General features: G+C 65.7%; 7 protein-coding genes and 1 pseudogene. 3 read left to right on the forward strand and 5 right to left on the reverse strand.

What is annotated here, in order from left to right; all coding sequences use genetic code 11:
• Positions 1-894: 894 nt before the first annotated feature.
• The gene (locus AC067J_RS41100; protein WP_478307928.1) at positions 895-2,745 is read right to left on the reverse strand and encodes a hypothetical protein; all 1,851 of its coding nucleotides are present in this window, start codon (positions 2,743-2,745) and stop codon (positions 895-897) included.
• Between the two features lie 172 nt (positions 2,746-2,917).
• Here AC067J_RS41100 and AC067J_RS41105 point away from each other — a divergent pair, with 172 nt between their 5' ends.
• On the forward strand, positions 2,918-3,250 hold the full coding sequence (locus AC067J_RS41105) for a hypothetical protein (protein WP_478307929.1): 333 nt from the start codon (positions 2,918-2,920) through the stop codon (positions 3,248-3,250).
• A gap of 134 nt (positions 3,251-3,384) precedes the next feature.
• Positions 3,385-3,996, forward strand: coding sequence for a hypothetical protein (locus tag AC067J_RS41110; protein ID WP_478307930.1), 612 nt, complete (start codon positions 3,385-3,387; stop codon positions 3,994-3,996).
• A 12-nt stretch (positions 3,997-4,008) separates the two neighbouring features.
• Here AC067J_RS41110 and AC067J_RS41115 read toward each other — a convergent pair whose 3' ends face one another.
• The 3 genes from AC067J_RS41115 to AC067J_RS41125 all read right to left on the reverse strand — a co-directional run bounded on the left by AC067J_RS41115 (position 4,009) and on the right by AC067J_RS41125 (position 10,332).
• On the reverse strand, positions 4,009-5,052 hold the full coding sequence (locus AC067J_RS41115; RefSeq protein ID WP_478307931.1) for a hypothetical protein: 1,044 nt from the start codon (positions 5,050-5,052) through the stop codon (positions 4,009-4,011).
• A 385-nt stretch (positions 5,053-5,437) separates the two neighbouring features.
• Complete coding sequence (locus tag AC067J_RS41120; protein ID WP_478307932.1) at positions 5,438-6,277, reverse strand: hypothetical protein; 840 nt, start codon at positions 6,275-6,277, stop codon at positions 5,438-5,440.
• Complete coding sequence (locus AC067J_RS41125) at positions 6,277-10,332, reverse strand: AAA domain-containing protein (RefSeq protein ID WP_478307933.1); 4,056 nt, start codon at positions 10,330-10,332, stop codon at positions 6,277-6,279. Before AC067J_RS41125 ends, AC067J_RS41120 begins: the two co-directional genes overlap by 1 nt.
• A gap of 301 nt (positions 10,333-10,633) precedes the next feature.
• On the opposite strand from AC067J_RS41125, the pseudogene AC067J_RS41130 reads away from it, so the two are divergent.
• Positions 10,634-10,762 (forward strand): annotated as a pseudogene (locus AC067J_RS41130) (family 1 glycosylhydrolase); the annotation flags it as partial.
• Between the two features lie 474 nt (positions 10,763-11,236).
• On the opposite strand, the gene AC067J_RS41135 reads toward AC067J_RS41130, so the two are convergent.
• A complete protein-coding gene (locus AC067J_RS41135) occupies positions 11,237-13,942 on the reverse strand; it encodes an NACHT domain-containing protein (protein ID WP_375960884.1) in 2,706 nt (901 codons plus the stop codon).
• Positions 13,943-14,266 lie beyond the last annotated feature (324 nt).

Below are 14,266 nucleotides of genomic sequence, written 5' to 3' on the forward strand. Positions count from 1 at the left end.
AGGCCCTGTCTTCATGCTCGGCAATCGGCAAGATCACCCGACCGTGCTGTCCAGTCGAACCCACGTCCACCAAGATCGATACGACAACGGCTTCTTAGATGTATCGGTCAAACGCACGCCCTCGGCACGCTGTTTGAGCTGTAGAAGGTCAGTCACGGAGCCCACGTGCTGCTCGATGTCGTCGGCTGCTTCAACCGCGATGCTTCAGTCAGGGCCAGCGCTCATCCACTGCTCGAAGCACATGTGCAGAGCCTTGGCGAACTGGAACAAATAGCCCAAAGCTGACGCTGATGCCTCGTACTGCTCTCCGCCGTCTGCCATCACACCCCCAGAGCCAGACCGGTCCCGCGATCATTCCATGAGGTCGATGATCCGCGTAAGGGTGGATGCAAACCGCGAAGCGTTCCGTACTGGACAGACACGCCGCCGCGGGTGTGCCGACAGAACGTACTGGGTGAGGACTGGTCAGACAGGCCGAAGAGCTGCACCACCTCGGGTGCCCGCCGAGTCGGCGTCTCACCCAGTCCAGATCACCCCGAACATCGGGGTGAAGTGCTCCGCCTGAGCCGGGCTCCGCTCGGGCCAGGCGGTGGGCGGGTCCAGCTGGACCTCATCGCACGCCTCCCGCTGCGCGGGCGGCTGGCACGCAGGTGCTGCAGGTGAGCTGGGACGCCCTCGAACTGCCGGACCGCGACGTCCGGAACCTCCGTTGTGAGAGCGATAGGAGGCGCCGGAGCGTTCGCCGGGGCTCGGTCCGCCCTTGCAGGTTGAGACGGTGCTACCGAGCGCGCGCCAAGAGTCTGGCCCGACTGCGACAAGATTGCTTGCGAGAGCCGGGCCCATCGCTCCCGTCCCACGAATGGTCTTCTACGCACCGCTCGAGGAGTGAGAAGCTCAAAAGCTGGTAGCGGAAACGTCGATGAAGCCGTAGGCGCGGAACATCTCCACTATGGCGTCTCTGGCCAGGGAGTGCCGTTCCGAGTCCGTCAGATCGAGCGGTACCTCAACCGAGATGAACATCTCCGTCAGGTGCTCGATCCGGCTGCCGCTATGGCCAAGGGATTCGAGATCCAGGACGTCCCGCAGGCGCCAGTGGGAAGCCACGGGTTCGCTCGGCTGCGTCGCGGTCACGACCAGCCCGATCTGCGGGGCGCCGCGCAGAGGAAGATCCGCTGACACGGGGGCCGCAGCAGGTAGGAGCAGCTCAATAACCGTGGCCCATCCCGCGGCAAAGAATTCCAGTAGTTCCTCTGGAGACATGTGAGCCTGGTCTGCTGCAGGGGAGGGCGATCCGAGGCCCTTACCCCACCCCTGTGGATCACCGACTTGCAGTTCCGCGCACGCGATCACGTCCATGGTTCCGGGGTACGGAAGAGTGATCATCATTCGTGAGCTCAGGCCGCTCGGGCCACCATCGCCGACAGGCGAGCACATGTAGGCCGCGGACCTAGAGGTGTTCCAATCCGGGCAACGTTGCCATACGTCAGCGCAAAGCTCGCGGCCTCGCCGTGAGGACAATTCCGTGACCGCCCCGGCCAGACGGCTGTATGGCAGGACCTGCTCCAGTTGTTCACGCGCATCGGAGGAGATGTCGAAATGCTGAGCGCCGATCCATGGAACGCTGGCCACAACCCGAAGTTGTAGACGAGGTGTACTCGGGAAGTCGGCCCAGTACGAGGAGGCTCGTGGCTTCTCGAAGCTAATCCTCGGCTCGGGTTCCCACCTCCAGCTCGTCGTCTCCGGCGAGAGACGCACAATTCGGCCGACTGAGCGCCCACCCGCCAGTTTGACCTCGGTGGCCGCCTCGTCGATCACCGCCGCACCGGCGGACGTGACTGGAAACCCGATCGCGCCGAATGGGTCATCGGCACAGTTGAGGGAGCCGATCCGGTGTAGCGCCGCCCACACAGCCTCCGGTACGCCCACCACTGGCTTGTCGGCACCCGCACACAAGATCCACCCGGGACCAGGGCTGCTGCCAACCAACCGCTGGAGGACTCCAGGGCCCTGCATCTCAATGTCGGCGCTTGCGTGCCACACGGCGCTCCCACCGGGCAACTGCGCGGCAGTGGCCTCGAATTCCAGCCGGCGTTCTGAACCTCGGCCGATCTCGGGGCGCGGATTGGTGCCTGCGGCCAGAGAAGAAGCGATGCGCTCAGCGAGTCCGCTCTGGAAGTCCTCAGACTTGAGCAACGCTGACAGGTCGCCCACGGGTGCCTGTTGGCTTACAGTCTGCCCCTGGGCCGCATAGCCAGCGAAGTTGTTGAGGATGTACTGGACAGCGACGTCGGCGACCTGCCGCGGCTGAGACAACAGACCGTTCGCGTTCAGGACGTTGGCCAGCCGACGGTGGGCCTCCAGAAAGGTGGTCCGCCTCGCTCCCAACTGGCGGGCAGCCAGGTAGTAGCGGTCCGGATCTCGGTCCTTCCACTCGGGAGGAATCACGAGGTAGGAGGACGTGGCCCGGTCCTGAAAGAGATGGTTCGTCATCTCTTCGCACAGAGCCGACAGTGCGTCCACAGCTTCCTGATGCGTGGCTGCGACCTTCTCGTCGAGGAAGTCGAAGAGGTCGTCCCGGAGCATCCGCAGGGTGGTATCCGCGCCTTCCGCAACGGTCAGTGGTACACGGTAGAGGGGAGCCTCATTGCGAAAGAACTTGATCCAGGAAGTCTCACTGTCCAGGGCCCTCATGACCCGAAGGGCCTTGCTGGCATCCGCACTGAGCCTCGCGCTGTCGCCAACCATGTCCTTGCTCCCTACCCTCGCACCGGACCACGCGGAGCAGACTCTAGTGCTGTCGTGTCCCACCTGACGGCGATTGCATCCTCAACGCGGCCCTGGCGGTGAGGACCTGAGAACATCATGGCGACGGCACTGCCAAGCCGAGAAGATCAACGACTAGAAAGGAGAGTGAACCATGACTGAGTCGATTCCAGGACCGGTCTTCACCTTGAACAACTACGGCTCTGGGGCTGTCGCTCAAGGGGTGAACGTCACCCAGAATGTAGGATCCGCGCCCGCCGATCTGGTCGGCCTTGTGGTCCAGCTCCGCGGCCTCGCGGTCCACATGGGACCACGGCACGACCAGTTCACTGCGGACGTCGACCTCCTGGAGAACTCCCAGACTCCAGCCCCCGATCGTGCGAGCGCCTGGCAGAGAATCAAGGACGCTCTCACTCAGGCGATCGGGCAAGTTGGCGCCTCCGGCATCCTCCTAGCAGGCGAGCAGGTCGTCGCGGCCATTAACTGATCCTTCCGCTGCTCCGGTCTGAGTGACCTCGCGTGGCCCACCGGATGGATCTCGGGGCGGGGAGACTCTTTGCCGTAGCCCGGCGCGGAGGGGCGCCTGGCCGTGGTGCCGCGCGGTACGGCAAGGTGGGGTCCATGGCAAGTGTGGTGAATCCTGCGGCTTGGCGCTCTGTCCGCGAGGCGGCCCTCTCGCAGGTGTCCTCGGAGAGCGAAGGGATCATGCTCTCGGTCCTGGGTACCCGTGCCCTTCTGCTGTACCGGATTGATGAAGGTGAGCATCGTAGGAGGGAAGCGGTCGGTGCTGAGCCGCTGGAGAGTATCCCCGTGTTGGAGTGCCTGCTCGGCCTTCCGGTCGATCTTCCTGTTCGGGTGGGCTCGCTCCCGCAGGGAGTTGAGGTTCGTCGTATCCCTCACGGAGCTGTCGAGTCGGACACGGCGCTGGTGACACGTCGAGCGGTTCGGCCGCTCGCCGTTGACCTCGCAGTGGTGCCGGCCACCGACTGGCGGCGGGGTCTTGAGCGTGCAGGCCGATTCGCACCGTTCTGCCGCCGAGCCGTCCTGCTCCGCCGGAATCCGTGCGCGGGGCTGGACGAGATCTTGACGGAGGCCGCTTTCTACGGCATCGGCGTCTTCGTTCATGGGCAGGACGGAATCCGCATGGCCCTGCGGCCCGAGGCGTACAGGCCGCTGCGGCACACCGCAGCAGCCTGGCACTTCGTCGAGGAGCTGTACGGACGACTTGGTTGAACCGCCCGCCTCTCAGTCCGCTCCTGCGCCTGTCGATGTCGAAGGTGCCGTCGCATCGAGGAGGGACCACCGCAGCAGTTGCGGCTGGACCCTGAATCCGTTCGGCTGCTGGATGGCGGCGTTGAGGAGCGGGTAGCGGTTCACGGCGGCACGGCAGCGTTCCTGCCACCACCGTTGGCGGTCTGGCCCGGGTACCAGGGTCTGCAACGTCTGCTGCCAGGACAACAACACGGAGGTGTTGTGCTGGGCTGCTGCTCTGGCGTCACGGTTGCTCGGGAAGCTGTCCAGCGGCCGTTGCCCGCAGGCCGTGCACTCACAAACGGGTGCGTGCGTCGCGGCGAAGCGGCGCGCGAGGGTCTTTCCGAGGAACAGGGCCATCAACTCGGGGAACAGAACGGACGGGGAATCGGCGAACGCCGAGCTCTTCGTTGGCTCGCCGGGCGGTACGACGTGCCGGAGGCGCCCCGAAAGCCCGTAGCCGGCGAATGCCGCGCCCCCGGCGAGCGCGCCGAACGCCGCGAGATCGGCCCGCAGCAAGGCGGTGCCCGGTACCTGAGCCAGGACTCGGGTCAGGCCGGTGATAGCTTCGGGGAAGCGCGCCAGTGGGTCCAACTGGCCGCCGAGCATGATGGCCTTGGACCCCGGTGCTGTGCTCAGTTCATCAATGAGACTGTCGACCAGGGCGATCTGCAACCAGCCGACGTCGATCGGTAGCGCGAGCACGATTCGAGGATCCTCACGCATGGCCACCTCGCGCACAGCAGCCCGCACAGCGGCAGTGTCCCCGGCTCGGAGGTACCCGGTTGGCGTGAGCGCCGCCGTCGCGCCGACGGCGAGCTGCTCCTGGACTGCCTGAGCGAGCGGGTCGGTGGCGGGGAACTCACCGGTCCGCTGCAGGTAGGGCGCGTCTGCTGTCGCTATGTCGACCTCGTAGAACGCCGGGTCAGCGAGGAGCACGTCCTCATAGCCCTCCTCCCGTAGCTCCAGCGCTTTCCTAAGGGCCTTCGGCCCACCGATCACGAGCCCGCTCCGGCCTGTGTTGAGCTGCTCCCGCACCCACCCCACACGCGTGGCGTCCACATGGATGAGCAGTCGTTCGGCGAGTAACTCCGGTTGGATGAATCGATCTTGGTCGATGAAACGGGACCTCCGGCGTCGGGAGGATCCACGGGAACGGGAGCGCGGGACGGAGGAGTCGGACATGGCCTCGCCTTCGAATCGGCGGAAACACTCGACGACGTACTCGTGGTTCTAATCTACGGAGCGGAGCGAAACTCCGCGGTTCGCAGCAATGCCAGTTATTGTCGACCACGCGAGAGTTGGCCGAAGGTCAGGTGATTGCGGCCAGGACGGCGGCGTTGTGTTGAGGGGCAGGGGCCGTCGTGCGGTTGGTACCGCGACTCGGTCGTCACCCACCGGGGCATGATCTGCCAGACAGTGGTCACTGCAGGCTCGAATCGAGATCGTTGAGAACGGCTAGGACGGGGCCCCAGCACATCATGACGGTGTCGTGGTCGGGATCGATCCCGCGTTCCCGCTGCTGACGAAGGTGGACGAAGTTGCGGTACTCGCGGACGATCTTCATGAAGTCGTGTGCGTCGACCTGAATCCAACCTCGGGACCGGGCGGTGTCCAGTAGCAGCGCCAGGCCAGCCTTAGCCAGCGGCACCGGCCTTCCACCGTTCGGATTCGGGAACCCCTGGGCCAGGCTCGGGTCGCGTTTGGTCAGCACATCGAGTAGTAGACCTTCGGTGAAGCTTCCGATACCGATGAGGGTGAAGACGTACGCACCGTTGTCCGCGCAGATACGAGTCTCGTTCACCCGCTGCATGAGCTGACGCGTGATCTCCTCGCTGCTGACCAGTCGTCGAACGCGTGCCTCCAAGTCCTCGGGCGGGCTGAAGGTGGTCGACCGGCCGTCCTGCCCGAGCGCACCCACCATCGGGCGGCCGCCAAGGTAGGTGATCGACAACTGCTCTGCGGTGAGGATCTGGTTGAGACCTTGCCGGAGGAGGTCGGCGGACGCCATGCCGTCCTCGTACTCCAGCGGGTCGCAGATACGACACAGGAAGCGACTGATGGCGACTTCGTCACTGGCCGACTCCGTGATCGTCTCCGTCAGCCAGGACACCCGCGCCGTGCCGTCGTACTCGGCGGCTACCGGCCATGCCGCTCGTTTCAGCAGTTCGGCGAGCTGGTAGCCGGGGCGTTCGAAGGGGCCGTCCACGTCCACCACGAGTCGCGCGATGCGCTGGATGGTCATGGGATCGAGCTGGGCCATCAGATATGCTCCTCGTCCGCGAACTGCTGAGAGTGATCGAAGGCCTGGTTGAGGCGTTCGACGATGACCCGTCCTCGCTTCCGGAAGCCGAGTTCGGTCATGGCCTGACTGATCCGGGTGTCACGGTCGAGTTGGTAGCCGTCGCTGAGAATCCAGCCGGCGAGCGAGCGGAGATCTGTGTCGGAGTAGGTGCCGATGCTGCCACCGGGCGTCAACGACGGTCTGTGTCCTCGCCGCGTCGACGGCTCTTCTGCCCGGCGCGGAGCGGGGACCGAGGTCTGAGGCGCCGTGCCGCTCGGCGGCTCATCGGCCGCGCGGACGACGTCCTGCCAGACACCGACAAGTCGGTCCGTCTCGGCCTGGGGGTCGGCGAACCAGTCTGCGGCCCAGATCCGGTGGAACTGCCATCCCAGCCGTTCCAGGTGAGCCTGGCGGAGCCGGTCACGGTCTCGTGCGCTCACTGTCCGGTGGTAGCGGTCGCCATCCGTCTCCACGGCGAGCAGCATCTGGCCCGGGCGTTCAGGATGAGCCAGGGCGAAGTCGATGCGGTAGCCGGAGACGCCCCATTGTGGGACGGCGGGGACGCCTGAGGACCGCAGGGCCTCCAGGACCTGCCGCTCGAACGGGTTCAGCTCGTACCTCTCCTGGCGTCCGCCCGACCGGGTGAGGTCACCCTGGACAGCGCAGTACTCGAGGAACAGGCGCAGCAGCTCGGGGCCGCGGTTCTTCGTTTCGGCACGCGGGCCGAAGTCGTGGTGGGAGAACGAGCTGACGACTGTCATGCGGTTGCGTGCGCGCGTGATGGCGACGTTGAGCCGGCGCTCTCCGCCTTCGTTGTTGAGCGGCCCGAAACGTTGGGCAAGCCGCCCGTTGGCGGCCTTGGCGTACCCGATGCTGAGGATGATGGCGTCGCGTTCGTCACCCTGCACGCGCTCGAGGTTTTTGATGAAGAAGCGCCGGCCGGGGCCCGCGTCGGGGCTGAAGTAGTGCTGCAGATCCGGCTGTTCCTCGAGGGCTCTCCGTAGGGCTAGATCGATGCGGTCGGCGTGCTTTTGGCCCATGGTGATGATGCCGAGGCTGAGGTCGGGGGTACGGGAGGCATGGTCGAGGGCCAGCTCCACCACTCGCGCGACCTCCTGGGGCGCGGAGCCGTCCTGGCCGGGCAGTGCGTGTCCGTCGACGACCTCCAAACGGATCGGACTCTCGACGGCGGTCCCAGGGAACGTCACGAGTTGGTCGCCGTAGATCTCGCGGTTGGAGAAGGCGATCAGTCTCTCGTCACTGCTCCGGTAGTGCCAGCGGAGGGTGTGGACGCGGGGCAGCCGACTGCTGAGCAAATCCAGGAGCGACTCGAAGACGCCGGGATCGTTCCCGTCCTCGTCGTCAGCGTCCTCCTGGTTGTCCGTACCACTCAGCACGCGGCTGAAGAACGAGGTGGGCGGCAACTGGTTCCGGTCGCCGGCGACGACGACCTGGCGGCCCCGCATGATCGACGTCATGGCGTCGTGCGGCAGGATCTGGCTGGCTTCGTCGAAGACCACCACGTCGAACAGCCGGGTGGCCGGTAGCACCCGGCTGACCACGAGCGGCGACATGGCCCAGCAGGGCTTGGCCGCCAACAGCACGTCGGGGGCCTTGGCTACCAGTTTGCGCAGGGGCAGGTGGCGCGTCTTGCGGGCGGCCTGGTCGCGGACCACGGCGTTCTGGTCGCGGTGGGTATCGCGGGCCCTGCGCAGCTGGGCCGCCACGGTGTACCGCACGCGGCCGGCGTTGGCGGCCATGTGGTCGTTGTCGGTGCGGCGGAACTGCGCGACGGCGTGGTCGTGTTCCCGTCCGGTGAAGGTGCGAACGTGCTGGGAATGCATCTTGATCTCGTCGAGCACGGATGACCACCAGGCGTACTGGAACCGGTCGACCACCGCCTCGGGCGTGGGGAGGCTCTGAGCCAGCTCGTCAAGCAGCGGCCCAAGGCCGGCGGCCTCCAAGCGGTCGGTCAGCTGGTTGAGTTCGGGCATCTGGTAGAGCGTCGCGCGGTCGGCGTCGAGTACTCGTACGATCTCGGCGACCTCATCGGCAGGCTTATTCGCCCAGCCGTCGACACCCGCGCAGAGGGCGACTGCGGCGATCCGGTCGCGAAGCTCGATGAAGTTCTTCAGGGTGGCGCCGAGCTCAGGAACGGTGGACGGCGGTGCGCCGTCCGCCGACACGTTCTGCCAGCGAGTCCGCTGCTCTTGGACCTGGACCAGCCGGGTGTGGAGGAGCTGGCGGTCGCGAAGTCCGTCCCGATGGATGGCCGTGGCCTCATGGACCAAGGAGCGCCGCTGCCACCAGCCGATGGGCTGCCCGTGCTGCTTACGCCACGCCCGGTCAGCGGTGGCGGCGACGAGCCGGTCGAGCTGTGGTCCGAAGACCTCCGCAGTGAACTCCTCGAAGGTGCCGGACACGGCCTGCAAGAGTTCTAGCAGCTGCTGCCAGCCGTGGACGTCCTGTGCCTGGCACAGCCCTGCTGCGGTGATGAGCGTCTCGATATCCCGGCGAGTGTCCAGGAAGGCCGTGCCCGCCAGTTGGTCGAGTCGTTCGAGGACTGGACGGAGTTCCTCGGCGTCCCGTACACGGGTGCGCGCCCAGGGGGACTGGCCGCGCCGAATCTGGAGCCCTTTTCGGCTGACGAACTTGTGCAGGTCCCGCTCCACCTGTTGCCGTGCAGCCAGGTCCAACTGCTTCAGGACGCCGCTGGGCAGGCGCCAGCGGGTCCGGTGCTCGGGCGGAACTCCTGACAACATCGTCAGGGCTTGGTAGGCGCTTACTCCCCACGGGGACCGCAGTTTGTGGAACTCAGCGACGTGCTGGCCGGTCTGACCGCGGAAGTGCTCGAGCGAGGTGTGCAACTGCTCAGGGCGCGGAGGCGGCTCCTGGCCGGACCGGTCGAGGGTCTCAAGAAGCTGTTGGGCCAGCTGGCGACGGTTCAACTTGTTCCCGTGGAGATCGAGAACGAGTCCGTCGAGGTCGGCCTGGGCGAGTCGATCGGTAACCGCCTCGATCGCGGCGCGCTTCTCCGCGACGAAAAGGACGCGCCGTCCCTCAGCAGCCAGCGCGGCGATGAGGTTGGCGATGGTCTGGCTCTTACCCGTTCCGGGAGGGCCCTCAATGACCACATGTCGGCCGGCCAGCACGGCGCGGATCGCCTGCTGCTGAGAGGCATCGGCATCGTGGACGAGGAACTCCTCCCGTGGCGGGATCTCGCCCACTGGGGAAGGGGTCTCCGTGTCCTCCAGCAGCGAGCGGGCCGCCGAGCTGTCGCCGGCGATGGCGGCGATGACGGGGTGCTCGGCGAGCAATGAGACCGAGTTCTTCAGGTCGTTGACCATGGGCAGACGGTCGAAACTGAATGCCCCGACCACGAGGCGTTCCTCGAACGACGCGGGCAGCCCGCTTCGACGGAGGGACTTGGCGAGGTGGTCGTAAACAGCGCGCACCCGGGTACCCGGATCCGTCTGCTCTTCAAGCGTGGCCGAAGCCTGGTCGGCCAGTTGGTCGAGGTCGTCGTCCAGACCGTACTGGCGGTTCAGCGCGTAAAGCAGGACCGGATTGATCTCCGGCTCGCCGTCGATCTGGAGGACGTAGTCGTTCTCGGTGGCTGTGCGCGGCTGGATCGTCAGGGGCAGCAGCACGAGGGGAGCGCGCAGCGGGGGGACGACGGTTGTGCCACGTGTCTTCGGCGGGTCCACGTTCAGCAGTCCGCAGGCCAGGCGACCTGCCTCGACACCTTGTTCCTCGTCCAGTTCCAGGATCCGGCGCCGCAGGTAGCGTGCGCGAAGGCAGGCAGATTTGTGATCGGACGGATCGGGGACGAGGCTCGCGAGCCGAACCTTTCGGCCGCTCAGTAGCGCGTACTGCTGCTCGGCGGAGATTGCGGTCAGGTCGAGACTGCCAGTCTTCGAGTCCTTGAAGTGCAGCAAGGTGTTACGCGGCCCGAGATCAATGAGTTCGTCGGCCCATCGCTGAGCTTGAGAGGCCACGGCCTCCTCCCGTGCGCGAGTGGCGGTGCCGTTCACTTTGCTACCCCTCTGGTCCGAGCCTCTTCGTAAGTCCGCCTGGTCGGTGGGCGAACACACCAGGTTACGAGCTCTGTTGAGAGGAAGAGGCGAAATTCGGAGCTTGATCGGAGATGACGGGGAGCGCATAGGAGTGTTGCTTGCGTGAAGACGTGCGCCCCGGGCGCGTCATTGGCAAGCCGGCGCTTCGTGGGCACGCAGGGCAACAGGAGCGAAACGGGCTAGACGGTGTACGCGCTGGCCGAGCCCGGGTGGAGGGGGAGCTCCAGAACGAGGATTAGGATGACAGGGTGTTCGACGGGCCGAGGGCTACCACCAGCGCTTCGGCCTCGTCCACGTCGACTTCGAGACCCAGCAGCGCACCCCGAGGTCCTCGTACGCCTGGTACCGCGACCTGGTCGCCGTTCACCGGGCGCTTCGCTCAATGTAGTTTGCCCTCCAACTGCTGCGGGATGTGCGACCCCTCGGCGTTGGCCGAGAGATCATCTGGATGGCGCGGCGCGCAGCAGCTGAGCCCCGAACTCAAGGCAGAAGACAGGGTGTTCGTTAAGTCCGTGGCCCGTCCCCAGTGGTTCAGCTACTGGCCGGTTTCGCAGGGACGGGCGGCCTTGCGATTTCAGGAGCGCACCACCGCGTGCCCAGGCGGAAGGAGCTTGGTGCCAGGAGGCTCCTTGCCGCAGCTCGACGCGGCCGCCCGGGCCACGCACGCGCGGTAGCGGGCACCCGGGCAAAGGCCCGCCGGCCTCTCGTTAGCGGCCGAGAGGTCAGCGAGCCGGTGGGAATCCGTCGTCGTGCAGCACCTTCGCCGGGCCAGCCGTCGGGGCCAGCACGTCGATCAAGTCTTCCTGGTCCGACCTATTGCGTAATGTGAAGAGATGATCGAGGCCTTGATCGAGGTGGAATCTCATTGATCGAAGAACGCCTCAGCTACACGCAGGCGCCACTTCGGCGGGCCGGCCGCGTTCACCCGTTCCTCGATGAGTGCGCCTTCGGCGACCAGGCGCTTTGCGAAGGCCTGCCACTTGTCGCCGTGCTCACGCGTCCACTTGAACCGGACGTCCTCATCCGGCGGACTGTAGTGGCGGTCCACTACGATCGGCGCCCGGGCGTTGGCGATCTTCTCCCGGAAGAAGGCTTCGATGGCGCTTTCGTCGACGGGCTCTTCGGGCAAACCCAGGAGTTCCTTGATCCGCCGTGGAGTGCTTGCCAGCCCGCCCTGGGTGAAGAGTTCGCCCACCTGAGTGTAGGACTCGTCCAGTAGCGGGTTGCCGGACGTTCGGGACAGGTCAAGCTGTTCGATCCGACTGTTGGTTAGTCGTACCTTGACGCCCGGCCCGACCACCAGGTACTTCACCTGTGCCTGGTCGAGTGTCACCGTACCGGAGCCGCCCAGTTCGAGCCTGTCAACGACGATCCGGCTCACAGTCCTCGTGTGCTGGGCAGTCCCGTGTACCCGCGCCCACAGCTCGCCGAGGCTAGCCATAGCCGGTTGGCACTCCTGGGGCGACGGGGCCGCGCTCACCCTGCTCTGAAGCGCTGTGATCAGTGCATTCAGTCTCTCTTCCCGGGCCGCTGGCCACATCGAGGCGATCAGCTGCGCGCACAGGGTCGAGACGGCCACGTCGGACAGCAGAGCCAGGGCCTGCTGGAACGGCACCCGGACGACCTGCCGGGCGAGGAAGTGTTCGGCGATTGCGAGGTGTGTGAAGCTGAAGGAGAGCTCGTGCTCCGACCAATCAGCGCTCATGCCGCACAGCGCGACCAGTCGACGTCGCTCCTTCTCGTCGAGCTCCGTTCCCAGTGCGTACTCCGCCGCGTCCACGAGGTCAGACTCGGAGACTTCTGCGGTCACGGTGCGCGCGGTCAACTCCGCGACCTCGCAGAAGATCTCGGAGAGGTCGTCATGGGAGAAGAGCGACTCCCCTTGTAGGTCCGTCAGCTTGCTCAACTCGCGTTGGAGGTAGGTGTCTACCACGAATCGAAGGAAGTCACCCGAGGGATCGTTCTGCTTCCAAGCGGCGTAGGCGAGGCAAAAGAACGGCGTGGTCAGCAGCTGGCGGACCGCCGGGGTCTCCTCGGTCGCTGCCGCGTCCACCGACAGGTGGTCCATGAGTTCGAGCAACTGTGATCGCCGCCACGGCTGCAACTTCATAGTCGTCAGCCGGTGGTGGGATTCCTTGGCGGGGTGCTCCGCCAAGCTCTTCCAGAGCCGCGCCTCGGAGTAGCTCGCGCGAGCGGACAGAATGACGGCTCCCCGATTGCGGAGCTGGTCGAGGATCGGTTGCAGGCCCGACAGCGGGTCGTCATAGGAGCGGAAGCCCAGCATTTCGTCGAAGCCGTCGATCACTAGTATCGCCAGGCCGGCTCGGCATAGAGCCAGCACGGGCTCGCGATCGAGGATGCGGGTGCCGGCGACCCGCTCGGTGATCAGCTTGTCGAGGCTGGTTGCGCTGGACCTGCTAGAAGAGATGTAGATAGCCACCGGATCGAGGCCGTCGTCCGCCGCTAGCGACTCCCGCGCGAACTGAAGCAGGCTGTGCGTCTTCCCGGCGCCCGCTTCGCCGGTCAGCGTGATGAGGTTGGTGCTGCCGCGGTAGGCGTGGATGCCTTCGGTGACCTCCGCGCAGGCTGCGGTGATGGTCAGGTCGGTTTGAGGGCCCTGGTAGTCATCATCGAACTCCACCAGCGTCGGTACATGAGGAACGCTCTGCTGCAGATTGGGAAACAACTCCTGGCTGATCCGCTTCTCCGCGGCTACCTGCTCCTCCAGTTCCTCCAGCAGGCGCCGTTTCAGCAATGGCCAGTTGCAGACGTCAGCGAGGAAGGCCTTGTACGGCTTCGGCCCGGACTCTGTCACCCACATTCTGGCGTGGTCTGCGCCAACGATGAATCGGTCGACCCGCGGGACCGGGCCGTCGGAGCTGCGTCGATCCCAGCGCACCGCGATCGGCTCGGGCGGCGACACCAGGACGTAGACCGAGTCGCGCTCGGCGAAGCCCTTGAGGTCTCGCTCGATGTCCTGCGCGAAGTCGTCGAGCAGACGGTCGCCGCGGTGGAAGTTCAGTTTCTTCAGCGCATCCACTACATCGGGGTCGGTCACATCGCGTGCCTCGCGCCGGCGTGGCCAGTACGTCGCAGCTGTCCCGGAGAAGGAATGCAGTGCCGCTAGCTCGCCGTCGATCCGCCGGAAGTAGGGCGTCAACTCGGCTACGTGGCCGTGTTCGTGGATGCGTACGATGCGCTCGGCATTGTCGGCCAGGACCTTGTGCAGGACTACGTGGTCGATGCTCTCAGGAACCGGGCCGCCGTGGCAGAACCGGTTGCGCGCCAGCCTGATTGACAGCTTCGACTCTTCTGTCACCACCGTGTTGATGCTGTCGGCGATTGTCGACACATCGGTTCGGCACTCGACACAGCCCAGCTTCTCGCTTTGCTTCTTGCCGTATTCGGCCCACGACTCGAGCGAGCCGGGTGTGCTGAACTTGATCGGTGCCACGTCCGCGGCCGCGCACAACAGCCCTAGGACGCGGAGTTGGTACTCCACGTGGACCAATGCCCTGAAGGGCTCCTGCTGCGAGTTCGGTGCCGCTACGAGGTCCGCGATGGTCACGTCCACTCCAGAGTGTGCGTACAAGCGGGGAAGGTCGAGAACAGTACCACTCAGGCAGCTGTCGGTTCGTCAAATCTCATAGGCTGCTTCCTCTGAGGAGAGCTGCTGCCTGGTCTCCGGCGGTGTCCGCCCAAGTCGGTGCGCTCGTTGAGCGGATACATGGTCATCTCGAGTGACTCCGCATCGCCGCATGAGTTGCGGTCTGTCTGGTGCGGCAGATCCGCCCCGACAGGCCTGCCGGTAGCCGGACAGTCTGTGAACTTCTGCTCAGGGCCCGGATCGCCGAAGCCGACCCGGAGGCTCTGCACTCCTTCTTCCGGGGCC

This window comes from Kitasatospora sp. NPDC042419 (assembly GCF_056437345.1).

Excerpts from the sequence above, each read along its gene's own strand:
- AC067J_RS41100 (WP_478307928.1), bottom strand. The coding sequence starts at position 2,745 with ATGGTTGGCGACAGCGCGAGGCTCAGTGCGGATGCCAGCAAGGCCCTT.
- AC067J_RS41110 (WP_478307930.1), top strand. The coding sequence starts at position 3,385 with ATGGCAAGTGTGGTGAATCCTGCGGCTTGGCGCTCTGTCCGCGAGGCG.
- AC067J_RS41120 (WP_478307932.1), bottom strand. The coding sequence starts at position 6,277 with ATGGCCCAGCTCGATCCCATGACCATCCAGCGCATCGCGCGACTCGTG.
- AC067J_RS41105 (WP_478307929.1), top strand. The coding sequence starts at position 2,918 with ATGACTGAGTCGATTCCAGGACCGGTCTTCACCTTGAACAACTACGGC.